This is a genomic window from Pseudomonas sp. LS1212 (assembly GCF_024741815.1).
In the GTDB taxonomy this organism is placed as follows: domain Bacteria; phylum Pseudomonadota; class Gammaproteobacteria; order Pseudomonadales; family Pseudomonadaceae; genus Aquipseudomonas.
Genome location: NZ_CP102951.1, coordinates 1,620,574 through 1,644,044 on the forward strand (window position 1 = coordinate 1,620,574; position 23,471 = coordinate 1,644,044).

Annotated in this window: 17 protein-coding genes; all 17 read left to right on the forward strand. The window is 60.1% G+C overall.

The features are described 5' to 3' along the window. The first annotated feature begins 429 nt into the window (after positions 1–429). Positions 430–1,170, forward strand: coding sequence for a flagellar basal body rod protein FlgF (locus tag NVV94_RS07575; RefSeq protein ID WP_258446589.1), 741 nt, complete (start codon positions 430–432; stop codon positions 1,168–1,170). Between the two features lie 46 nt (positions 1,171–1,216). Beyond that, positions 1,217–2,002, forward strand: coding sequence for a flagellar basal-body rod protein FlgG (gene flgG / locus NVV94_RS07580; protein WP_258446590.1), 786 nt, complete (start codon positions 1,217–1,219; stop codon positions 2,000–2,002). 52 nt (positions 2,003–2,054) lie between these two features. Next, positions 2,055–2,750 (forward strand): flagellar basal body L-ring protein FlgH, encoded by a 696-nt coding sequence (gene flgH, locus NVV94_RS07585; RefSeq protein ID WP_258446591.1) that lies wholly within the window; start codon positions 2,055–2,057, stop codon positions 2,748–2,750. A gap of 12 nt (positions 2,751–2,762) precedes the next feature. After that, positions 2,763–3,872: a flagellar basal body P-ring protein FlgI gene (locus tag NVV94_RS07590; protein ID WP_258446592.1), complete on the forward strand. Its 1,110-nt coding sequence runs from the start codon at positions 2,763–2,765 to the stop codon at positions 3,870–3,872. A gap of 9 nt (positions 3,873–3,881) precedes the next feature. Beyond that, a complete protein-coding gene (flgJ, locus tag NVV94_RS07595) occupies positions 3,882–5,096 on the forward strand; it encodes a flagellar assembly peptidoglycan hydrolase FlgJ (RefSeq protein ID WP_258446593.1) in 1,215 nt (404 codons plus the stop codon). Between the two features lie 10 nt (positions 5,097–5,106). Then, on the forward strand, positions 5,107–7,152 hold the full coding sequence (gene flgK, locus NVV94_RS07600; RefSeq protein ID WP_258446594.1) for a flagellar hook-associated protein FlgK: 2,046 nt from the start codon (positions 5,107–5,109) through the stop codon (positions 7,150–7,152). Between the two features lie 13 nt (positions 7,153–7,165). Further along, positions 7,166–8,734 (forward strand): flagellar hook-associated protein 3, encoded by a 1,569-nt coding sequence (locus NVV94_RS07605; protein ID WP_258446595.1) that lies wholly within the window; start codon positions 7,166–7,168, stop codon positions 8,732–8,734. Positions 8,735–8,843: 109 nt separating this feature from the next. Beyond that, positions 8,844–12,434: a glycosyltransferase gene (locus NVV94_RS07610; RefSeq protein WP_258446596.1), complete on the forward strand. Its 3,591-nt coding sequence runs from the start codon at positions 8,844–8,846 to the stop codon at positions 12,432–12,434. 171 nt (positions 12,435–12,605) lie between these two features. Further along, positions 12,606–13,724: a dTDP-4-amino-4,6-dideoxy-D-glucose aminotransferase VioA gene (gene vioA, locus NVV94_RS07615; protein WP_258446597.1), complete on the forward strand. Its 1,119-nt coding sequence runs from the start codon at positions 12,606–12,608 to the stop codon at positions 13,722–13,724. 9 nt (positions 13,725–13,733) lie between these two features. Further along, positions 13,734–14,459: a WbqC family protein gene (locus NVV94_RS07620; RefSeq protein WP_258446598.1), complete on the forward strand. Its 726-nt coding sequence runs from the start codon at positions 13,734–13,736 to the stop codon at positions 14,457–14,459. After that, the gene (locus NVV94_RS07625; protein WP_258446599.1) at positions 14,452–15,432 is read left to right on the forward strand and encodes a hypothetical protein; all 981 of its coding nucleotides are present in this window, start codon (positions 14,452–14,454) and stop codon (positions 15,430–15,432) included. Before NVV94_RS07620 ends, NVV94_RS07625 begins: the two co-directional genes overlap by 8 nt. Beyond that, complete coding sequence (locus NVV94_RS07630) at positions 15,429–15,995, forward strand: GNAT family N-acetyltransferase (RefSeq protein ID WP_258446600.1); 567 nt, start codon at positions 15,429–15,431, stop codon at positions 15,993–15,995. Before NVV94_RS07625 ends, NVV94_RS07630 begins: the two co-directional genes overlap by 4 nt. Beyond that, positions 15,992–16,771 (forward strand): phytanoyl-CoA dioxygenase family protein, encoded by a 780-nt coding sequence (locus NVV94_RS07635; protein ID WP_258446601.1) that lies wholly within the window; start codon positions 15,992–15,994, stop codon positions 16,769–16,771. The genes NVV94_RS07630 and NVV94_RS07635 overlap by 4 nt, the downstream gene beginning before the upstream one ends. A 4-nt stretch (positions 16,772–16,775) precedes the next feature. Next, positions 16,776–17,528 carry a bifunctional 2-polyprenyl-6-hydroxyphenol methylase/3-demethylubiquinol 3-O-methyltransferase UbiG gene (locus NVV94_RS07640; protein WP_258446602.1) on the forward strand — a complete coding sequence of 251 codons (753 nt, stop codon included), beginning with the start codon at positions 16,776–16,778 and terminating at the stop codon, positions 17,526–17,528. After that, complete coding sequence (locus NVV94_RS07645; protein WP_258446603.1) at positions 17,525–21,058, forward strand: glycosyltransferase; 3,534 nt, start codon at positions 17,525–17,527, stop codon at positions 21,056–21,058. The genes NVV94_RS07640 and NVV94_RS07645 overlap by 4 nt, the downstream gene beginning before the upstream one ends. Positions 21,059–21,346: 288 nt before the next feature. Beyond that, positions 21,347–22,273 (forward strand): ketoacyl-ACP synthase III, encoded by a 927-nt coding sequence (locus NVV94_RS07650; protein ID WP_258446604.1) that lies wholly within the window; start codon positions 21,347–21,349, stop codon positions 22,271–22,273. Positions 22,274–22,614: 341 nt separating this feature from the next. Continuing rightward, positions 22,615–23,463: a flagellin domain-containing protein gene (locus NVV94_RS07655; RefSeq protein WP_258446605.1), complete on the forward strand. Its 849-nt coding sequence runs from the start codon at positions 22,615–22,617 to the stop codon at positions 23,461–23,463. The last annotated feature ends 8 nt before the right edge of the window (positions 23,464–23,471 follow it).

The window sequence follows — 23,471 nt, forward strand, 5'->3', positions numbered from 1 at the left end:
ATAAGTGACAGGTTATGGATTCAGGAACTGAAATGCGTGACTCGTTGAAGCGTTCTCACGGCTCCCTGGGCAAGGCAGTGCTCATCGTCCTGCTACTTTTCCCCGCGCAGTTTCAGGCTGCGCCAGCGCCCTGGTTTCAATGGCAGAGTCTGGCGACAGGGCGCTATTTCTGCACGCAGACAAACCTCGGGGAGGGCTGGGTGAGGTTTTCCGGGCCTTATAACAACGCCGGGTGTCGGCGCTGACGGCAGGCCTTGCCGGTAGCGGCAATTCACCGCCGTATTTCCGACTCGATACATTCCGCCTGCCGTATCCGTAATTGGCTGTAAGGCCTTGTTTTATTGGGCTTTCGAGTCGTTCCGCGAAGTTGGTTCAAAAATTGCTTTTGCATACGTCGAAGCGATCGCGGGTTCGTGAGAGGAGTGCGTTGTGGACAAGATGCTTTACGTGGCAATGACCGGTGCCAGCCAGAATGCGCTGGCACAGAAGGCGCACGCCAACAATCTGGCGAACATTTCCACCAGTGGTTTTCAACGTGACCTGGAGCAGGCGCGATCGATGCCGGTGTTTGGTGACAGCTTTCCGGCGCGTGCCTATGCCATGGCTGAGCGGCCGGCGACCGATTTCACCCCGGGCGCGCTACAGGAAACCGGGCGCGATCTGGATGTGGCTGTCGGCGGTGATGGCTGGATTGCCGTGCAGACCCCTGATGGCGGCGAAGCCTATATGCGTACCGCCAGCCTGAATGTCGATGCGCTGGGCGTGTTGCGCGCCGGCAACGGCATGCCGGTGATGGGCAACGGCGGGCCGATCGCGGTGCCGCCGGAGCAGAAGATCGAAGTCGGTCAGGACGGCACCATCAGCATCCGCGCCATGGGCGAGGGGCCGCGGGTGATGGCCGAGGTCGACCGCATCAAGCTGGTCAACCCCGACCTCAAGAACATGACCAAGGGCACCGACGGCATGATCCACACCAAGGACGGCAAGCCCGCCGAGGTCGATGCCAACGTCCAGGTCGTCTCCGGCTTTCTCGAGGCGAGCAACGTCAACGCCGTCGAGGAAATGACCTCGGTGTTGGCGCTGTCGCGTCAGTTCGAACTGCATATCAAGATGATGACCACGGCCAAAGAAGGCGATGAAGCCATGGCTCGGGTTTTGCAAATCAGCTAACCAAACATGACGTGGCGCCGTAAAACAGGCGTGCGAGGAGAACAGAATGCTTCCGGCTCTTTGGGTCAGCAAGACAGGCCTGTCCGCTCAGGACATGAACCTGACCACCATTTCCAACAACCTGGCCAACGTGTCCACCACCGGCTTCAAGCGTGACCGCGCCGAGTTCCAGGACTTGTTGTATCAGGTGCGTCGCCAGCCGGGCGCGCAATCGACCCAGGACAGCGAGCTGCCTTCGGGCCTGCAACTGGGTACCGGTGTGCGGATTGTCGGCACTCAGAAGAACTTCAGCGCCGGTAGCCTGCAAACCACCGACCAGCCCCTGGATATGGCGATCAACGGCCGTGGGTTCTTTCAGATCCTGCAACCCGATGGCACCGTTTCCTATACCCGTGACGGTACCTTCCACCTGAACTCCGACGGCCAGATCGTCACCGCCAGCGGCATGGCCCTGGAGCCCGCAATCGTCGTGCCTGCCGATGCGCAGACCTTCACCGTCGGCCAGGACGGCACCGTCTCGGTGACCACGGCCGGCAACCCCGCCGCCCAGGTGATCGGTAACCTGCAAACCGCCGACTTCATCAACCCGGCCGGTCTGCAAGCGGCAGGCAGCAACCTGTTCCTGGAAACCGCCGCCAGTGGCGCGCCGCAAGTCGGTACCCCGGGCCTGAACGGTTTTGGCACCACGCAGCAGAACACCCTGGAAAACTCCAACGTCAGTACCGTTGAAGAGCTGGTCAACATGATCACGACCCAGCGCGCCTACGAGATGAACTCCAAGGTGATTTCCACCGCCGACCAGATGCTCTCGTTCGTTACGCAAAACCTGTAAGCGCATTCATCAGCAAGCCGCAAGGCGCCTGCAACACCGTGAGGTCAGTGTCATGAGTCGGTTGTTTTCTGTTCTTGCCCTGGGTGGCTGTGTTCTGCTGGCCGGCTGCGTCAGCCCGCCGCCCAAGCCCAACGACCCTTACTACGCGCCGGTGTTGCCACGCACGCCACTGCCGGCGGCGGCCAACAACGGCTCGATCTACCAGGCCGGGTTCGAACAGAATCTGTACGGCGACCGCAAGGCATTCCGGGTCGGCGACATCATCACTATCACCCTCGATGAGCGCACCCAGGCCAGCAAGAACGCCGGCTCCCAGGTCGCCAAGGACAGCAAGGCCGACATTGGTTTGTCCTCGCTGTTCGGGTCGAGCCTGACCACCAACAATCCATTCAGTGATGGCGACCTGAGCCTCAGTGCCGGCTACAGCGGGTCCCGCGCGACCAAGGGCGACAGCAAGGCCGCCCAGGGCAATACCCTGACCGGCTCGGTCACCGTGACGGTGGCCGATGTGCTGCCCAACGGCATCCTCGCCGTGCGCGGCGAGAAATGGATGACGCTCAACACCGGTGATGAGCTGGTTCGCATCGCCGGCCTGGTCCGCGCCGATGACATCACCACCGACAATACCGTGTCGTCGACCCGGGTCGCCGATGCGCGCATCACCTATTCCGGAACCGGTGCCTTCGCCGATGCCAGCCAACCGGGGTGGTTCGACCGCTTCTTCCTCAGCCCGCTTTGGCCTTTCTAGGTTCCGATGACCATGCTCAATTTCAAGCATCTGCTGGCCACGGCATTGCTGCTGTGCGCAGCCTTCCCGGTCCAGGCCGAGCGGCTCAAGGATATCGCCAGTATTTCCGGCGTGCGCAGCAACCAGTTGATCGGTTACGGCCTGGTCGTGGGGCTCAACGGCACGGGTGACCAGACTACCCAGACGCCTTTCACCCTGCAGACTTTCAACAACATGCTCTCGCAGTTCGGCATCAAGGTGCCGCCGGGTTCGGGCAACGTGCAATTGAAGAACGTCGCGGCCGTGTCGATCCACGCGGATCTGCCGGCGTTCGCCAAGCCGGGGCAGGTGGTCGACGTCACCGTCTCGTCCATTGGCAACTCCAAGAGCCTGCGCGGCGGCAGCCTGCTGATGACCCAGCTCAAGGGGATCGACGGCAACGTCTATGCGATCGCCCAGGGCAACCTGGTGGTCGGTGGCTTCGATGCCGAAGGCCGCGACGGCTCGAAGATCACCGTTAACGTTCCGTCGGCAGGACGGATTCCCGGCGGTGCGTCGGTCGAGCGTACCGTGCCCAGTGGTTTCAACCAGGGCAACAGCCTGACCCTTAACCTCAACCGTTCCGATTTCACCACCGCCAAGCGTATCGTCGACAAGGTCAACGAATTGCTCGGACCGGGCGTGGCGCAGGCCATCGACGGTGGTTCGGTCCGGGTTACAGCGCCATTGGACCCAAGCCAGCGGGTCGATTATCTGTCGGTGCTGGAGAACCTGGAAATCGATCCGGGCCAGGCCGTGGCCAAGGTCATCATCAACTCGCGCACGGGCACCATCGTCATTGGTCAGAACGTGAAGGTTTCGCCTGCGGCGGTGACTCATGGCAGCCTGACCGTGACCATTACCGAGGATCCGATCGTCAGTCAGCCCGGGCCGTTTTCCAACGGCGAGACTGCTGTGGTGCCGCGTTCGAAGGTCAATGCCGAGCAGGAAGCCAAGCCAATGTTCAAGTTCGGCCCTGGCACCACCCTCGACGAGATCGTGCGGGCGGTCAACCAGGTCGGTGCGGCACCGAGCGACCTGATGGCGATTCTCGAAGCCCTGAAACAGGCCGGCGCCTTGCAGGCCGACCTGATCGTGATTTGAGGTAGCGCCATGGACATGCCCAAGCGGGGAATTACCAGCGTCGCCGACAGCGGCGCCTATACCGACCTCAACCGCCTGAGTGCCTTGAAGGTCGGGGACCGCGACAGCGAGGGCAACCTGCGCAAGGTCGCCCAGGAATTTGAATCGCTGTTCCTGAATGAGATGCTCAAGTCGATGCGCTCGGCCAGCGACGTGCTGGCCAAGGACAACCCGCTCAACACCGAAACCACCAAGCAGTATCAGCAAATGTACGACCAGCAGCTGTCGGTCAGCCTGTCCAAGGAGGGGGGCGGTATCGGGCTGCAGGACGTGCTCATGCGTCAACTGTCCAAGAGCAAGGCGCGCACGCCGGCGCCCACCAGCAGCCCCTTCGCCCATGCCGAGCCGGTCCAGCGGCCGCTCTGGGCGACCCGCAGCGCGGCGGTCGACAGCAAGGCCGGCGACGGCGCGCCGAGCACTGTGCGCAACGACACGGCGCTGCTCAATCAGCGGCGCCTGGCGCTGCCGGGCAAGCTCACCGACCGACTCCTGGCCGGTATCGTGCCGTCGGCGTCGGCCGATGCCACGGCAGGCGCGAACAAGAGCATCGACACCTCCGGCATCAGCAAAAGCGAAGTGGTCAGGGGCAGTTGGGAACCGGCCCGGGCCTATGCCGCGCCGAACACGGAGATGCGGATCCTGGGGCGCAGCATTGTCCAGCCACCGTTGGCGCCGGGCAAAAAAGCCTTCAGTTCGGCTGACGAGTTTGTCGCCACTATGCTGCCAATGGCCAAGGAGGCCGCCGCGCGCATCGGCGTCGACCCCACCGTGCTGGTGGCCCAGGCCGCGCTGGAAACCGGCTGGGGCAAATCGGTCATGCGCCAGGGCGATGGCAGCAGTAGCCACAACCTGTTCGGCATCAAGGCCACCGGTAACTGGCAGGGCGACCAGGCGCGGGCAATCACCAGCGAATTCCGCAATGGGCAGATGGTTCGCGAGACGGCCGAGTTCCGTTCCTACGACTCCTACCAGGACAGTTTCCACGACCTGGTCAGCCTGCTGCAGAACAACGATCGCTATCAAGGTGTGCTGAAGTCGGCCGATAACCCGGAACAGTTTGTGCGCGAGCTGCAAAAGGCCGGCTATGCCACCGACCCGGACTACGCCAGCAAGATCACGCAAATCGCCAAGCAGATGAAGTCTTATCAGAACTACGCCATGGCAGGCAGTTCCACGAATCTATAAGGGTTGAACCATGTCGAATCTGATCTCGATCGGGCTGAGTGGGCTGAATGCCAGTCAGACGGCTCTGTCTGTCACCAGTAACAACATTACCAACGTTTCGACCTCTGGTTATTCGCGCCAGCAAACCGTTACCACGGCCAGCCCTCTTCACAATATCGGCGTGGGGTACATCGGGACCGGCACGACCCTTTCCGATGTGCGCCGGATCTATAACGACTACATGGACAACCAGCTGCGCACCAGCACCGCGCTGAACGCCGATGCGACGGCGTACCAGGCCCAGGCCAGTGGCATCGACAAGCTGTTGTCGGACAACAGCACGGGCATCAGCTCGGTATTGACCAGTTTTTTCTCTGCCTTGCAAAGCGCTTCGGCAGCGCCAGCCGATAGTGCCACTCGCCAGTTGCTGTTGACCCAGGCGCAGACCCTGACCGGCCGCTTCAATGCGATCTCGTCGCAGATGGCGCAGCAGAACGAGAGCATCAATACCCAACTGTCGACGCTGACCGGTCAGGTCAACAAACTGTCGTCGTCGATTGCCTCGCTCAACCAGCAGATATCTGCCATGTCGGCCAGTGGCTCGACGCCTAACAGCCTGCTCGATGCCCGTAACGAAGCCGTCCGCTCGTTGAACGAATTGGTTGGCGCCACCGTGCAGGAACGCGATGGCATGTACGACGTGTACCTGGGCAGCGGCCAGGCGCTGGTTACCGGCGTCAACGCCAACACGTTGACGGCCGCACCGAGTGCCGCGGACAAGAGTCAGTATGGGCTGACCATCAACTATCAGGGGTTCAGCTCCGATGTCACTTCGGTGGTGACCGGTGGCGAAATCGGTGGCCTGTTGCGCTACCGCAACGACATCCTCAATCCGGGGATGAATGAGCTTGGCAGGGTGGCGATGGTGGTCTCCGATGCCATCAACCAACAGCTGGGGCAGGGTGTCGATGCCAACGGCGAGTTCGGCTCCTTGTTGTTTTCCAGTATTAATAGCGCCACCGCGATCACCCAGCGCAGCCTGGCTGCAAGCGGCAACAGTGCAGGCTCCGGCAACCTGAACGTGACCATCGGCGATTCCAGCAAGCTGAGCACCCACGACTATCAGGTCAAGTTCACCAGCGCCACGGGTTACACCGTTACCCGTTCCGATGGCAGCGCCATGGGCAGCTTCGATCTTGGCGATAACCCGGCGCCGGAAATCGATGGCTTTACCTTGTCGCTCAATGGCGGCGGCCTGAGCGCAGGCGACAGCTTCAAGGTGATTCCGAGCCGTGCCGGTGCCGGCGCCATCACCTCCAATCTTACCGATGGCAACAAGCTTGGCCTGGCCGGGCCACTGACCGCCACGGCGACCGGCAGCAACACCGGCACATCGACTATCACCCAGCCGAACCTGACCAGCAAACTCGATATCTACGACAGTGCCGCGTTGGCCGAGCTGCAGGGTGCCGTGGAGAATTCGACACCGGTCAAGCTGGTCTTTGGGGCTGCCAGTGGCGGCTCGCAGGGCTATACCCTCTACAACGCCAAGGGTAACCCCATTGGCACTGGCACCATCGTGCCCGGCCAGGACAACAAGCTGAGCATCAATGTGCCGATGGTCGATGCCAGCGGCAACCCGATCAACGACGCCGGTGGCGTGCAGAAGACCTTCGCCTTCGAGACGACCATCGGTGGAACGCCGGACAGTACCGATAGCTATACCATCGCCTTCAACACCGCTGGCAAGTCGGACAACCGCAACGCCCAGGAGCTGCTGAAACTGCAGACGGCGGCCACGGTCGGGGTCAGCAATGGTAATGCCGGCACCAGTTTGACCGGTGCCTATGCCTCGTTGGTGGAGACGGTCGGCGCCAAGACGGCCAAAGCCGCTGTCGACGTGAAAGCGACCAGCGCGGTGGTGACCCAGGCCAAGGCCAACCGCGACTCGGTATCCGGGGTCAACCTGGACGACGAAGCGGCTGCGCTGGTCAAGTTTCAGCAGTACTACACCGCGTCTTCGCAAATCATCAAAACTGCGCAAGAAGCTTTCAGCACCCTGATGAACGCCCTCTAAGGATTAGTCGACCATGCGTATTTCCACTTCTCAGTACTTCGAGACCAGCGCGGCCAACTACTCGAAGAGTTTTGCCGATACCTCCAGGATCCACGAGCAGATCGTCTCGGGTGCGCGAATCCAGACCGCCTCCGACGATCCGATCGGTGCGGCCCGGCTGCTGCAGTTGCAGCAGCAGAGCTCATTGCTGACCCAGTACAGTGGCAACATGACGACCGTGACCAACTCGCTGAACCAGTCCGAAAGCGTGCTCGATAGCATCACCACGGCGCTGCAGCGTGCGCGCGAGCTGACGATCGGGGCTGGCAGCGGTTCGCTGAGTGATGTCGACCGGGCCTCCATCGCCAGCGAGATCGGCGAAATCGAAGCGAACGTCTTCAGCCTGCTCAACAGTCGTGATGCCAACGGCCAGTACATTTTCTCTGGCTCGAAAACCACCACCCCACCGTATGTGCGCAACGGTGATGGCACTTATACCTATCAAGGCGATCAGACCCAGCTCAGCCTGCAGATCTCCGATACCTTGAGCGTAGCGACCAACGACACGGGTTTCAGTGCATTCGAGCAGGCGGTGAATACCGCTCGCACCCGTTCGGCCCTGACCTTGCCAGCCACGGACGATGGCCGGGTGACCGTCTCGGCCGGGCATATGAACTCCCAAGGCAGTTACAGCAAGGCCTATACTGCCGGGCAGCCCTACACGCTGACCTTCGTCAGCAGTACGCAGTACACCATCACCGATGGCGCGGGCAACGACATCACCGCTGAAACCGCCAACAACGGCACGTTCGATCCCAACAAGGAAGGGGGGTCGGAAATCAACCTGCGTGGTGTGAGTTTTGACCTGGACATCACCCTGCAGCCGACCGACACCAACCCCGATGCGGTAATCGCCGGGCATGTCTTCACCCTGGACAGCAAACCGGACAACCTCAATGCCAGTCGTGCAGCGGCCAACGCATCGACTGCTCAAATCACCGGATCGAGTATCAGCAACAGCGGCGACTATGCCAGCACCTTCCCCAGTACCGGGGCAGTGATCAAGTTCACCAGCGCTACCGACTATGCCGTTTATGCCCAGCCCGTGACGGCTGACAGCAAGGCCATTGCCAACGGCACCATGAGCGGCAGTTCGATCACTGCTGCCGGTGTGACGTTCGACATCAGCGGTGCGCCGGCATCGGGCGACCAGTACGTGGTTCAGGTCAACAGCCACAAGACCCGGAATGTGCTCGACACCTTGAGCAATCTGCGTACCGCGCTGAACACGCCGGTAACAGGCGATCGCCAGGCTCAGCTCAAACTGCAGAATTCCCTGGACGAGGCGCTGGGCAACATCACCAGCGCCAGTGAGCGTGTCGACGTTACCCGTGGCTCGATCGGTGGCCGCGGCAATATGCTGGATATCCAGAAAGCGGAGAACACCAGCCTGGCGCTCGCCAACAAGAGCACTCAGTCGGCCATTGGCGACACCGACATGGCGACCGCTTCGATTGCCCTGACCCTGCAGCAGACCATGTTGCAGGCATCGCAACTGGCGTTCGCCAAGATTTCTCAGCTCAGCCTGTTCAACAAACTCTGAGTTTCGTGCTTTGACTGGCTGGTGGCGCCTGATTGAAAGGGCGCTGCCAGCACCCTGAATGTCTTTTTCCCCCGGTCGTCGTCGACGGCTGCCACACGAGTCCTGTTTCATGAGCCCGATGCCTCTCGTCACTATCGCTATTGCGGCCCAGCAACCTTACGGTTTCAGCCGTGCGTTGCGCAGCGCGTTGAGCCAGCAGTATGAAAACCTTGAGGTGTTGGTCTGCGATGACAGCCAGGGTGGCGAGATTCGGGCGATGGTCGAGCAGATCAGAGCGCAGTCAAGCGTGCCGGTGCGCTATCTGGCCAACGCGCTACCCCTGGGCCTGGGCGCCAACCTCCAGCAATGTGTCGAACAGTCACGTGGCGAGTTCATCAAGATTCTTCATGATGAGGATTGGTTGTTCGATAGCAATGTCAGTCTGCTGGCCAAGGTGCTGGTCGACTATCCCGATGTCACTGTTGCCGCCAGCCAGCGCTACCTGGTGGACTCATCGGACCGGGTGTTGCCAACCAAAGTAGAAAACGCGGGCTTTATCTTCGCTGATACATTGCTCAATGGCTCAGACTTACTGAATCTGTTTGAAGTCAACGACACGGATCTGATTGGCAGTTTAAGCAACACGTTGCTGCGGCGCGCGCAGGTTGTCCCCATCATTGCTGCGCTGACGATACCTGGCGAAAGCTTTCAGGTCATATTGGACCACATGATGGTGGTCTGTTTGTTGCGCAAGGGTAATCTGGTGCTATTGAACCAGGTGCTCGGCGCACAGCGTTATGAGCCATTGCGCATCAGCAGGCTGTCGGACTGGCAGGCCCTTAAATCACGTGAGATGAGCATTGCCCGTGAACTGCTGGCGGCCCGTGGGGGCAAGTCCGCTTCAGCGGGTAACCTGGATATCCGGCATATAGCGCTGCTCGATATGCCGGTCCAGGAATCGGAGCGTGAGTACGAGCCACTGCCGTTGATTCGTCTCATGGCGGTTCAACAAGACACCCTTATGGAGTATGTGGGGACCTACAGCCGTACTTACGATGAAGTCTATGCGCAGTGGCTCGAGTCCAAGGATTTCTCGAGCGCCCAGCGCGCGGCCCTGCCAGGCAGGATCGAAAAGTGGAGTTCAAAGGCAGGTTTTGTGGTGGTGGTCATCGATGACCAGCGTGCCTGCGAGTTGCAATCGACATTGCACAGCCTCGCCGCACAGAGTTATGCAGCGGTGGCGACGCTTGTGTTGTCGGTCAACTGCCATGCCCCTGAAGTCGTCGGCAATACGCTGTATGTGCCACTTTCATCCGATTGGCCGACGCAGCTCAATCAATTGTTGGGGGAGGTGGACGGCTACGACTGGTTCTACCTGTTGCGTGCTGGCGATAGTCTGGTTGAGCACGCCCTGTTATTGCTGGCTGAGCGTATCGCCGAGCGACCGCACATGCAGGCCTGCTATAGCGATGAGGATTTCCTGGACGGTGAGTGCTACCGCGATCCGGTATTCAAACCGGACTTCAACCTGGACCTGCTGCGCAGTTATCCCTATGTCGGGCGGACACTGGTGTTCAGCCGGGAAATGTTCATTGAGCTGGGTGGTTTCAGCCCCGGGCTGAGCGAGCTGAGCCCCCATGATTTGTTGTGGCGGATCGTCGAGTGCAAAGGGCTTCAGGCGATCGAGCATATTGCGCAGGTGCTCGTTCATTGCCGTCAATCCTACTCCCAATGGTTGAGCCTGCCTGACGTCAGCAGCCAAAGCGCCGGGCTGGTTTCGCGCCATCTCAATCGCATGGGGCTGGCTCATGAGCTGTTGCCTGGCGGGTTCGCCCTGGTCAATCGGATTCGCTACGCCCATGGCGTACAACCCATTGTATCGATTGTCATTGTCAGTCAGGGGCGTTTGAGTCGTCTGCAAAACTGCCTCGATAGCTTAATGGAGCGCACGCAGTACGCTGCCTACGAGATTGTGATCGTCGCCGCTGCGAATGAGTCCCGCCAGAGCCGGAGCTGGTTGCAAGGCATCGCAGCGCTGGGAAGCGATCAATTGAGCGTGGTTTGGGCAGATCAGGTGCATGACACACTGGCCAAGCGAATCAATGTCGGGGCTCGACAGGCACGCGGCGAGTACCTCTTGATGCTCAGCCAGGACTGCGGCGTTATCGACGGCAGTTGGCTGGCGGAGATGATGAACCACGGCCAGCGCAGTGAAGTGGGTATCGTGGGCGCCAAACTGTTCAACCAGGCCGGCACCGTGGAGCATGCCGGGCTGATCTTTGGTCTGGGCGGCGTAGCGGGACCGGCATTCAAAGGCGAACAACCCAATAGCCCCGGTTACATGCATCGGCTTAGCGTCGTGCAGAACTATGGCGCTGTCAGCGGTGCCTGTCTGCTGGTTCGCAAAGCGCTGTTCGATAAGCTCGGCGGGCTCGATGAAGGATTGCAGCAGGGGGTCGGTGTCGAAGTGGACCTCTGTCTTCGCGCGCATGAGGCAGGCTATCTGACGGTTTGGACACCCTATGCAAAGTTGCTGCTGCGTGCGGCGCCGGCCAATGAATCGACTCAAGTCAGCGCCCCGGACTCGATCGCGGACACCGAAAAGCTGACGCTGACGAAATGGGCGCCGAAGTTGGCCCGCGATCCGGCTTACAACCCCAACCTGACGCTAGGCGGTACGGGCTTCAGCTTGAGCGCCACTCCCCGTCTGGGCTGGCAGCCTTTCGCGAGCAGTCCCGTCTTGAGAGTTCTCGGCTTGCCCGTCAACAAGGGGGCGGTTGGGCATTATCGTCTGATCAACCCACTGACCGAGCTCGAACGTCAGGGGCAAGTTGAAGGTGTCCTGCATTACCGAACGCCGCAGATCCTCGAAATCGAGCGCATGGCGCCCGACGTGATCATCTTTCAGGGGCGTTACAGTGCCGGGCCCGTCGAAGGAATGGCAACGATCAAGGCGAGCACGCGGGCGTTCAATGTTTTCGAACTGGATGATTATCTTTTGGACATCCCGGCGCAGAACGAGCACAAGCGTTACTTGAGCAAGGATCTCAGGGAAAGCTTGAAAAAGGGCGTCGGCCTGTGCGATCGATTGGTGGTCTCCACCGAGCCACTGGCCGACGTGATGCGCGAGATGAATCAGGATATTCGCGTGGTGCCGAACATGCTCGCGCCGCAGTTGTGGGATGGCCTTCAGAGCCTGCGCCGAACCACCCGCAAGCCTAGAGTCGGCTGGGGTGGCGGCACCAGTCATACCGGCGATCTGATGCTCATTGCCGAGGTGGTCAAGCAATTGGCCGAGGAGGTGGATTGGGTATTTTTCGGTATGTGTCCTGCGCAACTATTGCCCTACGTCCATGAGTTCCACCCGACGGTGCCGCTGGACCTGTACCCGCGCAAGCTTGCCAGTCTCAACCTGGATCTGGCGTTGGCACCGTTGGAGCAGCACGTTTTCAACGACTGCAAGAGTAATCTGCGCTTGCTGGAATACGGCGCCTGCGGCTATCCGGTGATTTGCAGTGATACGAAGGCGTATCGCGGCAATCTGCCAGCCACCCGGATCGCTGGCAACTCGACAAACGAGTGGGTAGAAGCGATCCGGATGCATCTGGCTGACCGCGATGCCAGCGACAGGATGGGGGACGGTCTGCGCGAAGCGGTAATGCGCGATTTTGTTCTGCGTGGCGATTGCCTTCAGCAGTGGCTGCAGGCCTGGCGGCCCTGATGCGGGAGCGCGATAGCGGCGGCAAAACCTGCCGCTGTCGCGCTCAAGGTTCGTTCGCTTTTTTGGCCGACTTTTTGCTCTGACTATAGAAGGTCGGGTAAACGTCATTTTCATGGCGAGCGCTCGCTGTGATGCCTCAGGGCATTTCCAATCGACAAGAGCGCCGTATCCATGGTCAAGACTACGCCCGTCACCAGCCCTTTACTGCCTCCTTTGGAGGAGTTCATTCCCTATCTGGAGCAGATATGGAAGAGCAAATGGCTGACCAATGGCGGCACCTACCATCAGCAGCTTGAGCGAGAGTTGAGCGAGTACCTGGGGGTGGAGCATCTGTGCCTGTTCGCCAATGGCACCCTGGCGCTGGTAACAGCGTTGCAAGCCTTGCGCATTACCGGCGAGGTCATCACAACCCCTTATTCTTTCGTGGCTACGGCGCATTCGCTGCTTTGGAACAGCGTAAAGCCGGTGTTCGTCGACATCGATCCGCACACCTTCAACCTTGATCCGGACCGGATCGAAGAAGCCATTACCCCGGCAACCACGGCGATCATGCCGGTCCACTGCTATGGCATTCCCTGTCAGGTCGAGGCGATTGAGCGCATTGCCGATACCTACGGCTTGAAAGTCATCTACGATGCCGCGCATGCGTTCGGTGTCCGCCAGGGTGGCATGAGTGTTCTCAAGCATGGCGATCTGTCGGTGCTCAGCTTTCATGCCACCAAAGTCTTCAACACCTTCGAGGGCGGCGCGATCATCTGCCCGGATGCGAAAATCAAGCAGCGTATCGACTACTTGAAAAACTTTGGCTTTGCCGACGAAACCACGGTCATGGCGCCGGGCATCAACGGCAAGATGAATGAAGTGCAGGCGGCTTTCGGTGTCCTGCAACTGCGTCATATCGAAAAGGCACGTGCAACGCGCCAACGGATTTTCGAGCGTTACCGCAGCGCCCTGGCCAAAGTACCCGGGGTACGAATGCTGGCGCCGGGGGCGGATGTCGAGTGGAATTACGCCTACTGCCCGGTGCTGATCGATGAGCAAAAGTTCGGCATCAGCCGCGACGAGCTGTATGACGTCTATCGCGCCCGTGACATTCTCGTGCGGCGCTATTTCTATCCGCTGATCAGCGAATTCCCCATGTACCGTGGCTTGCCGAGTGCCGATATCACTCGCTTGGGCAATGCTTTCGAGGTTTCCCGGCAAGTGCTTTGCCTACCGATCTTTCCGGACCTGGCGCCGGAGAAGCAGGAAGAGATCATTGAGATTCTTCTTGGCGCGCGGGCTGATTGAGTGAGTCCAATGCCAGCAGTCCAACCCGTTAGCAAACGCATCGTCTTGATGCAGCCTTATTTCCTGCCGTACCTGGGTTACTTCCAGCTCATGGCCGCTGCCGACTGCTTTGTGATCTACGACAATGTCCAGTTCATCAAGAATGGCTGGATCGAGCGCAATCGCTACCTGCTCGATGGGGAAGCGAAGTGGTTCGGCGTGCCGCTTGGCAAGAGCAGTCATACCCGTCTGATTCTGGAAAGGCAGGTCTCGCCATTATTTGACCTGGACGCGTTGCTGAACCGTCTCGACTTTGCCTACCGAAAGGCGCCTCGCCAGCGCCTGATGCTGGACTGGCTCAAGGCCTTGCTGTCACCGGCAGCGGCAAACATCGCCGAGCTCAATGAGCGACTGTTGCGCGCGTGTTGCGATCTTTTGGGGTTGCAGGTTCCTATCCTGCGCGCCAGCGAGTTGATCGAAAACAGTCGGTTCAGCGGTGAGGCGCGGGTCATTGAAATGGTTCAGGCCCTCGGCGGCACCCATTACCTCAACCCCATGGGTGGCAAGGCGCTCTACCAGCAGGAGCATTTTGGCCGTGAGGGTTTGATGCTGGAGTTTCTGCGGCCGTACTTGCCGGCTTATCCACAAGGAGGGCGGGATTTCCTGCCGGGCTTGTCCATCCTCGATGCGTTGATGTTCAACGAGCCTGCGGTGGTGGCCGACTGGGCGCGTCAGGGAGTAGTAGAGCGTGGCTGAAGCAATTGGAGGCTATTTCGAACTCGAGTTGGGAAAGGGCAGCGTTCTTTATCCACGGGCCCAGGCTTTCAACAGCGCTCGATCGGCCTTGCAAGCGTTCCTCAAGTGCGCTGAGGTGCGGCGTCTTTTCCTGCCTGATTTCATTTGCCCGGTGATGATCGATGCGGCTCGCGCTGCTGGCATCGAAGTGCTGCGCTATGAGGTCGATCATCGGTTGGAGCTGGCTGGCTCTCCGTCGCTCGGTTCCGGTGACTACCTGCTTTATGTCAATTACTTCGGACTCATGGATGGGTATGTTCTGCATACCCTGGCACAGCAGTACCCGGGGCAGTTGATCATCGATAATGCCCAGGCGCTGTTCTCCCCGCCGGTGCTGACGGTGCCCACCCTGTACTCGCCACGCAAATTTGTCGGCGTACCGGACGGGGGGTGGCTGCTCAACGCCCCCAGCGTCTCGCCCATGCCTGTGGCAGCCGATAGCAAAGGGCGGCTGGGTGCGCTGCTGGGGCGTCTTGGCGGTGAACCGGAGAGTCACTATGCGGACTTCATCGACGTGGAGCAGGCCATCGCCGACGATGGCCTGTTGGGGATGTCGGCCGTCACGAGCAAGCTCCTCGCCAGCCTGGATTACCCAGCGCTATGCCAGCGCCGCACGGATAATTTTCAACGGGTCGGGCAGGGGCTGGGTGAGCTGAATGGCTTTGCAGGCGTTGCCGACGCGCCTGTGGCTGCGCTGTGTTACCCACTGTTGCTCGACAGTGCGCAGCGGGCCCGCCAGGTCCGCGCCTTTCTTCTCGAGCAGCGGATCTATGTGCCGACCTATTGGCGTGAGCTGTTGAATGACCCGGCGGCAGGCAAGGCTGCCCGGGACTTGAGCGAGCGTCTGCTGCCGTTGCCGATCGATCAGCGCTATGGCGCCAATGATATGGATCGGCTGGTCTCAACCCTTTATCAAGCTGTGAGGTGTTCGTGAGTATTCGTGGCAATCGAGTCCTGCTGAGGGCGCTTGAGCTTGATGACCTGCCATTGCTGCATCGCTGGAGTAATGACGAGGCGCTCTGGTCATTGCTCGGCGGTTGGCATTTCCCGACCTCCCTTGACGCTCAGCGCGATTGGTTGCTGCGGCTCAAGGACGATCGGCTGAATCAGCGCTTCGGCATCGAGACTGTCGATCACGGCCTGATCGGTACCGCCAACCTGGTCAGCATCGACTGGAAAAACGGCACGGCCGAACATGGCATGATGATCGGCGAAAGCGACCTGAGAGGGCAGGGCTATGGCGTCGACACGATCGCTACGGTCATGCGCTATGCCTTCGACGAGCTGGGCCTGAGCCGCCTCGACACGACCATCATCGAGTACAACGAAGCCTCACTGGCCACCTATACGCGCAAGTGCCCATGGCGCGTGGAAGGTGTTCAGCGCAAGTGGTACTACCGCAACGGCCGACGCTGGGATCGTTATCTGGTTGGGGTCACCTGCGAGGATTACCGCCAATGGCTTGAACAGGCCGGTGAGTCGGGGCCAAAGGCATGACCGACTACTGGCAATCCTTGCGTCAGAACGGTTTCGTTTGTTTGCCGTCCCTGATCGACGACGCCTTGCTCGAACCGTTGCGAGACGACTTGGCTTGCGCCATCGAAACCTGTCGCGTGGTTCAGCAGGAGAACGGCATCACCCAGCGCACCGAGCAGACTGCGCACCATGTGCTGACCCATGACAGCCATTTCATCGAGCTGCTGGAGCGTTTTTCCGGCTGGGGTATTACCGAGCTGTTGCAACGCATGCTCGATGGGGCGGTGATCCTCAATTCTTTCGGTGGGCTGAACAATCTCAATTCCACCAATGCCTACGTTCGCAATGTTCACCGTGACGTGCGGTCCTGGTCGGCCGAATCCATGCAGATGGCCCAGGCGCTGGTGCTACTGGACGACTTTACCCAGGACAACGGCGCGACCCTGTTCCTCCCCGGCTCGCATCATTCGGCACAACGGCCCGATGAGGCCGTATTCGAACGCGAGGCGGTCAAGGCATTGGGGCGCGCCGGCTCCATCTACCTGTTCGACTCACGGATCTGGCACGCCGCCGGGGTCAACGCGACCAACAACCCGCGTCGCTGCCTGACCCTGACCTTCACTCGCAGTTTTCACAAGCCGCAGTTCGATTACTGCAGGGCCCTGGGCGAAGCGTTCTGCCTGGGGCAATCGCCGCACGTGCAGCAACTGCTGGGCTGGTATGCCCGTACACCTTCCACTCTTCACGAATGGTATCAGCCTGAAGACCAGCGCTTTTACCGTAAAAGCCAGGGATAAGCCCATGACTGCCCGCGACTACAACCAGGAATTCCAGGACAACAACCACCGCAGTTATTTCTATGACTTCGATGGGCGTCTGCGCCGCTATATGATCGACACATTTTCACCTTGGCTGGTTAACGGGCCAGCGCTGGAAATGGGTTGTTTCGAGGGTGAGTTCACACAACTGTTCGCTGACCGCTTCGATGACCTGACAGTTATCGAAGCGGCCAGCGATCTCATCGAGCATACGCGCGCGCGCGTGCCGGGTTCGGTCAAGTTCGTCTGCAGCACATTCGAGACTGCCGAGTTGGACCAGCGTTACGACAATATCTTCCTGGTTCATACCCTTGAGCATCTCGATGATCGTCAGGCCGTGCTGCAACGCTTGAGCCGCTGGTTGACGCCAGGCGGCCGATTGTTCATAGCGGTGCCCAACGCCAATGCGCCGTCACGGCAGATTGCGGTCCACATGGGGCTGATCGAGCACAACAGCGCCGTCACCGAAGGCGAGCGCCTGCATGGTCACCGGATCACCTACACCCTGGACCGCCTGGAGCATGAAGTGCGCAGTGCTGGCTGGAAGGTGCGGCACCGCGGTGGGGTTTTCTTCAAGCCACTGGCTAACTTCCAGTTGGACAAAGGCTTGCAGGAAGGGTTGATCGATGACCGCTACATGGATGGCTGTCATGCCTTGGGCATGCAGTATCCGGAGCTTTGCGCGAGCATTTTCGTGGTCTGCGAGCATGCCATGGCGACAGGAGTGAACGCATGACCAGTCGTCTGCATGGCAAGCTGGCCAGCCCCTATTACATTTACGCGCCTGCCTACCGCGAGACGTCTTCGGGCGTCTGCGTATTGCACTACCTGTGTCATGCCTTGAACCTGAGCGGGCATGAGGCCTATGTCACCGGCACCGACGTGGTCAATCCGGATCTGCGCACGCCCGTGCTGGACAACGTCATGTTGGCGCGACACCAGGGCGCGGGCCGTGAGCCGATCATGGTCTACCCCGAAGTGGTGACTGGAAACCCACTGGGTTCGCAGGTGGTGGTTCGTTATCTGCTTAATCGTGACGGGTTCCTGACAGGCAAAGGTGTGGAGTTCGGTGAGGATGATCTGATCTTTTACTATGCCCATGACTTTCGCGGCCGGGCCGGTGAGGAGAACATGCTCACGCTGCCGGTGATTGACTCCGAGCTTTTTTCGCCGCCCGCATCCCCCGTGAAGCGCAGCGGGGCTTACCTCTATCAACACCGTTTCCCTGCCAACCAGATCGACTTCTCTCAACTGCCTGACGACGTCGAAGTGCTTTCGCTGGCCAATCCAAAGACCTTGGCGGAGTTGGCCGACGTATTCAAGAGCGCGGCGGTGCTGTACAGCTACGAAGTGTCGGCGACCTGTACCGAAGCCATGCTATGTGGTTGCCCGGTTATTTACCTGAAGGGTGGCAGTATCGAAACGCTGCCCTTTACCGAGCATTTCGGTGAGGCCGGCGCAGCCATGTGCGACGAGCCTGGCGGGCTGGAGCGGGCGCGAGCCACGGTGCTGGAGGCTCGACAACGCTGGCTGGAGATCGAAACGACCTTTTGGCCGCAACTTGAACGCTTCATCGCCTTGACCCAGAAAGCGGTCAGTGACCATGCCGAAAACCGCGAGCGACGTATGCTGGGGAACTGGCTGAAGGCTCGACGCCTGACGGCTGTACAGCATCGGCTGGTGGAACAGTACCGCCAGGCACAGACCGCGCAGCCGCGCCTTGCGGTATTGGTTCGCGACCTCCATGGCAATGCAACTGCCATGCAGTCAACGCTCGACAGTCTGGCAATCTGGCGCAACCAGTCGCCCACGTTACAGCAGGTGGTACTGAGTATCCTGCCGCCGCCGCCTGAACTTTCACCGGATGTCGAATGGCTGGCGTGCCAGGCCAATCTTGCCGGCCAGCTCAACGGGTTGATACAGAAAGCTGGTTTTGACTGGTTTGTCCTGCTGGAGGCCGGTGACCAGATCATTGAAAGCGGTGCCCTGATGATTGATCTGGAGCTGCCGGCCGCGCAGTCCTGCCAGATGATCTACTGCGATGAAGTGCACCGTAGCGGTGAGGAACAGGGGCTCGCGCTGCGCCCGGGTTTCAATCTGGATTATCTCCTGAGTTTCCCGCTGGGTATGGCCCGCCACTGGTTGTTCCAGCGCGAGCGCGTGATCGCTGCCGCAGGCTTCGATGCCGACAGCGAGCAAGCGCTGGAGTTCGACTTGATCCTGCGCATGATCGAAGTCAACGGAATGGACGGCATCGGTCATATCGACGAGCCGCTGTTGATCTGCAATGCGCCAGTGCTGCAGGACAACCCCCATGAACTGAAAACCTTGCGCCGGCATTTGCAGGTTCGGGGTTATGAACGGCATCAGATCAGCCAGCCGTTGCCTCGGCATTACCACGTTCAGTATGGACATGCCGAGCAGCCGCTGGTGTCGATCATCCTGACGTGCCATGAGCAGTTGGCCGAACTGCAGCGCTGCCTGCAAAGCATTCTGGAAAAAACCGCCTATCGTCGCTTTGAGGTCCTGATTGTCGATAATGACAGCCAGTCACCCGAGGCGCTTGAATGGCTGGCGGGGGTCGATGCGCTGGACAGCGAGCAGATACGCGTGCTGCGCCACGGCGGACGCTACAACCGCGCGGCCATGCTCAACCGGGCTGCGACCGTGGCTCGCGGTGAATACCTGATGCTGCTCGACAGCAACACGGCGGCAGTGCGCGAGGACTGGCTGAGCGAAATGCTCAATCATGGCCAGCGACCGGAGGTAGGTATCGTCGGGGGGCGCCTGGTCAACCCGCAAGGCAAGGTCGAGCAGGCGGGGCTGATTCTGGGGCTGCAAGGGGCAGCCAGTTGCCCGTTCGCCGGGCGGCCGATGAACAGCCCGGGGTACATGCAGCGCTTGTTGCTGGAGCAGAATTTCAGCGCCGTCAGCGGCGATTGTCTGCTGATTCGAAAAGCGCTATTCGAGCAGGCGGGAGGCTTCGACGAGGCGGTTTTCCAGGTCTCGGGCCACGACGTCGACCTGTGCCTGAAAACCGCCAACCTGGGCTACCTGACGGTGTGGACTCCCCACGCCGTGCTGTTGCAGGACCCTGCCACAGCAGACAGGGCGTCCGGCCTCGCTCCGGCGGCCTTGCAGGCGCAGCGCGAACAAGAACGCGATGCGCTGTACGCGCGCTGGTTGCCGAACCTTGCCAGCGACCCTGCCTACAATCGAAATCTTTCGCTCAGCGGCAATGGCTTCGACCTTGAGCGCAACCCTGAGTTGAGCTGGCGGCCTTTGTCCTGGCGGCCGTTGCCGGTTGTGCTGGGCTGCCCGCTGGAGGGTCAATGGCCGCGCGCCGAGCGACTCATGGAGCCTGCCGGCAGATTGCGTGACGCCGGTTATATCGACGCCCTGCAGAGCAGCCGGCTGTTGTCACTGGTTGACGTGCAGCGTTTCAATCCTGATGTGCTGGTCATGCAGGGCGCGCTCGAACCCGAGCGGATGAAGCTGATGGCTTCAGTCCAGGCCTGCACCGGTATTTTCAAGGTGGCCGAGCTGGATATCCGCTTGCCTGGTTTGCACGGTGACGGCATCACCGCCGAGGGCCTGGAGAAACTGCGTGCCGGGTTGGCGCTGGTCGATCGGGTAGTGGTCGGCAGCCCGTCGCTGGCCGAAGCACTCCGGGATTTGCACGGTGACATTCGAGTTGTGCAGAGCCGGCTACCGGCTGACCCCTGGCTGGGGCTCAAGCCCGTGCGTCAGGCAGCGGCCAAGCCGCGGCTTGGTTGGATACTGCAGCCGGACCATGAATTCGATCTGGCGCTTTTACTGGAGATCACCAGAAGCCTGGCCGACGAGGTGCAGTGGACCATGATTGGTGAATGCCCGGCCGCTGTGCGCCCCTGGATCGAAGATTTGCGCAATCGGGTCGATGATCATCTGCTCCCGGGCGCATTGGGTGCGCTGAATCTGGACCTGGCGCTGGTGCCCCTGGGGTCCAACCTGATCAACCGATGCCGCGACAACCTGCATCTGCTACAGCTCGGTGCCTGCGGTTATCCAGTCGTGACAAGCGATGTGGGTTGTCACGTCGATGGCTTGCCACTGACGCGGGTCGACAACAGTCTGGAGCCGTGGCTCGAGGCGATCAGGGCACACCTGGCGGACCTGCCGGCTACGGCCGCGCGCGGGGATCAATTGCGCCGGTGTGTAAGGGAGCATTGGATGGCGGATCAGGCCTATCTCGACCAATGGCGCGCCGCCTGGCTGCCGGATTGATCCCTCGGCGCAGGGTTGTCACGTCCTCTCTGGCGACGAGGATGGCCCTGCGCCACCGAAGAAAATGCGATCGTGCCTTTAATTGGTGGTGACCTATGAGTCATATTGCGCATCTTCACTGTAATGTAATCTTGGGTGATGATGGCGCATAGCTTCTTGTGCAACCTTGCGCAAGCCTGCGGTATCCCTCGCTGTCGCTCGAAGCAGACGGCGGGTCATCCCCGTTTTGTTGGCACCGCCGGCTCATGCGAGCGGTGATTATCAGCGATCTTTTATTGGGAAGCCGTGATGATTGGCATAAAAAGCATAGCGAGTTACGTCCCGGCGGACGGTCTGGACAACTACGCGCAGGGTGCCAAATTTGCCAAGGATGAAGAGTTCATTCTGGGAAAAATCGGCTCGCAGTTCCTGCCGCGCAAGAGCGACATGCAGGAAACCTCCGACCTGTGCGTCGAAGCGGTCAATGCACTCTTCGCCAACAATCCCGAGCTCAAGCGCGAATCCATCGACGCGCTGATCGTCGTCACCCAGAATGGTGACGAAGAAGGGCTGCCGCATACCGCTGCTATCGTTCAGGACAAGCTCGGTCTGCCGACCCACGTCGCCGCTTTCGATATTTCCCTGGGATGCTCTGGCTATGTTTATGGCATTTACGCACTCAAGGGGTTCATGGAAGCAGCCGGCCTGAAGAATGGCTTGCTGGTAACCGCTGACCCTTACTCGAAGATCGTAGATCCAGAAGATCGCAACACCACCATGCTTTTTGGTGATGCCGCTACGGCCACCTGGATGGGCGAAGAGGCGCCCTGGCAGTTGGGCAAGGCGAAATTCGGTACCGATGGCTCGGGTGCTCCGCACCTGAAGGTCAGCGACGGTGTGTTTTTCATGAACGGTCGTCAGGTGTTCAATTTCGCACTGCTCAAGGTTCCTGCGCACTTGCACGAATTGCTGGGCGAGTCAGGGCTGACATCCGCCGATATCGATGCCTTCTGCATTCACCAGGGCAGTGCGGCGATCGTCGATGCCGTCGCTCGGCGTTTCGAGGAAGCGCCGGAGAAGTTCATCAAGGACATGGTCGAGACCGGTAACACTGTGTCTTCGAGCATCCCCTTACTGCTGGAAAAGCACGTCATGGATGCCTCGTGGAAGCGCGTGGCCCTGAGTGGTTTTGGTGTTGGCCTGTCGTGGGGGTCGGCGATCATCTATCGCCCTTGACCTGGCCGGTACTGAAAAAGGCGCTCCTGCGAACAAACGCGGAGCGCTTTTTTTATGCTTTCTGAACAGCATTCCACGCTTGTCTGCCCAAGCCCCATCGCGATGCTGACGACTCGGTCAACCAGGCAAACCACCCCCAACGCCTTTCCCAGAGCCCCAGCCCCTCGAATACCTCGCCAACCCATTGATTTCCGGGAGGTGGCAGCATGATGGCATTTTTTTTTATAAAAGCCCTCAAGCAACCTGCGAAGTCGACGATAACCATTACGAAGGTTCTCTAGGCCACACCCGGCGCTTGCCAGGGCCGGAAGCCGCAGTATCCAACCCACGAGGAATTCGTCATGGCTTTAACCGTAAACACCAACATTTCGTCTCTGGCTGTTCAAAAGAACCTGAACAAGTCTTCCGACGCGCTGGCTACTTCGATGAACCGCCTGTCGTCCGGCCTGAAAATCAACAGCGCTAAAGACGACGCAGCCGGCCTGCAAATCGCCAGCCGTCTGACCACTCAGATCAAAGGTCTGACCGTTGCTACCAAGAATGCCAACGATGGTATCTCCATCGCTCAGACTGCTGAAGGCGCAATGGTTGAAACGACGAACATCCTGCAGCGTATGCGTGAACTGTCCGTTCAGTCCCGCAACGACTCCAACAGCGCCGCAGAACGTACCGCACTGAACTCCGAATTCCAGGAAATGGGCTCCGAGCTGACCCGTATCGCCAACAGCACCACCTTCGGCGGCGGCCTGAAGCTGCTCGACGGTACTGCCGGTACCCTGCAGTTCCAGGTTGGTTCGGCTGTCGGTACCGATGAGCGCATTTCCCTGACCCTGACCGGTGTATTCACCGCCAGCGGCCTGGGCCTGGGCACTTCCACCATTTCCGGTGCTGCCGGTTCTGCTGCTCACGCTGCTATCGACTCCGCAATCACCACGATCGACGCCGCTCTGGTAACCGTGAACTCGGCTCGTGCCGACCTGGGCGCCAAGCAAAACCGTTTGTCCAGCACCATCTCCAACCTGAACAACATCGTCGAGAACGCCACTGCTTCGCGCAGCCGTGTACAAGACGCCGACTTCGCGGCCGAGACTGCTGAACTGACCAAGCAGCAAACCCTGCAACAGGCTTCCACCGCGATCCTGTCCCAGGCTAACCAGCTGCCGTCCGCTGTACTGAAGCTGCTCGGCTAATATCGGTC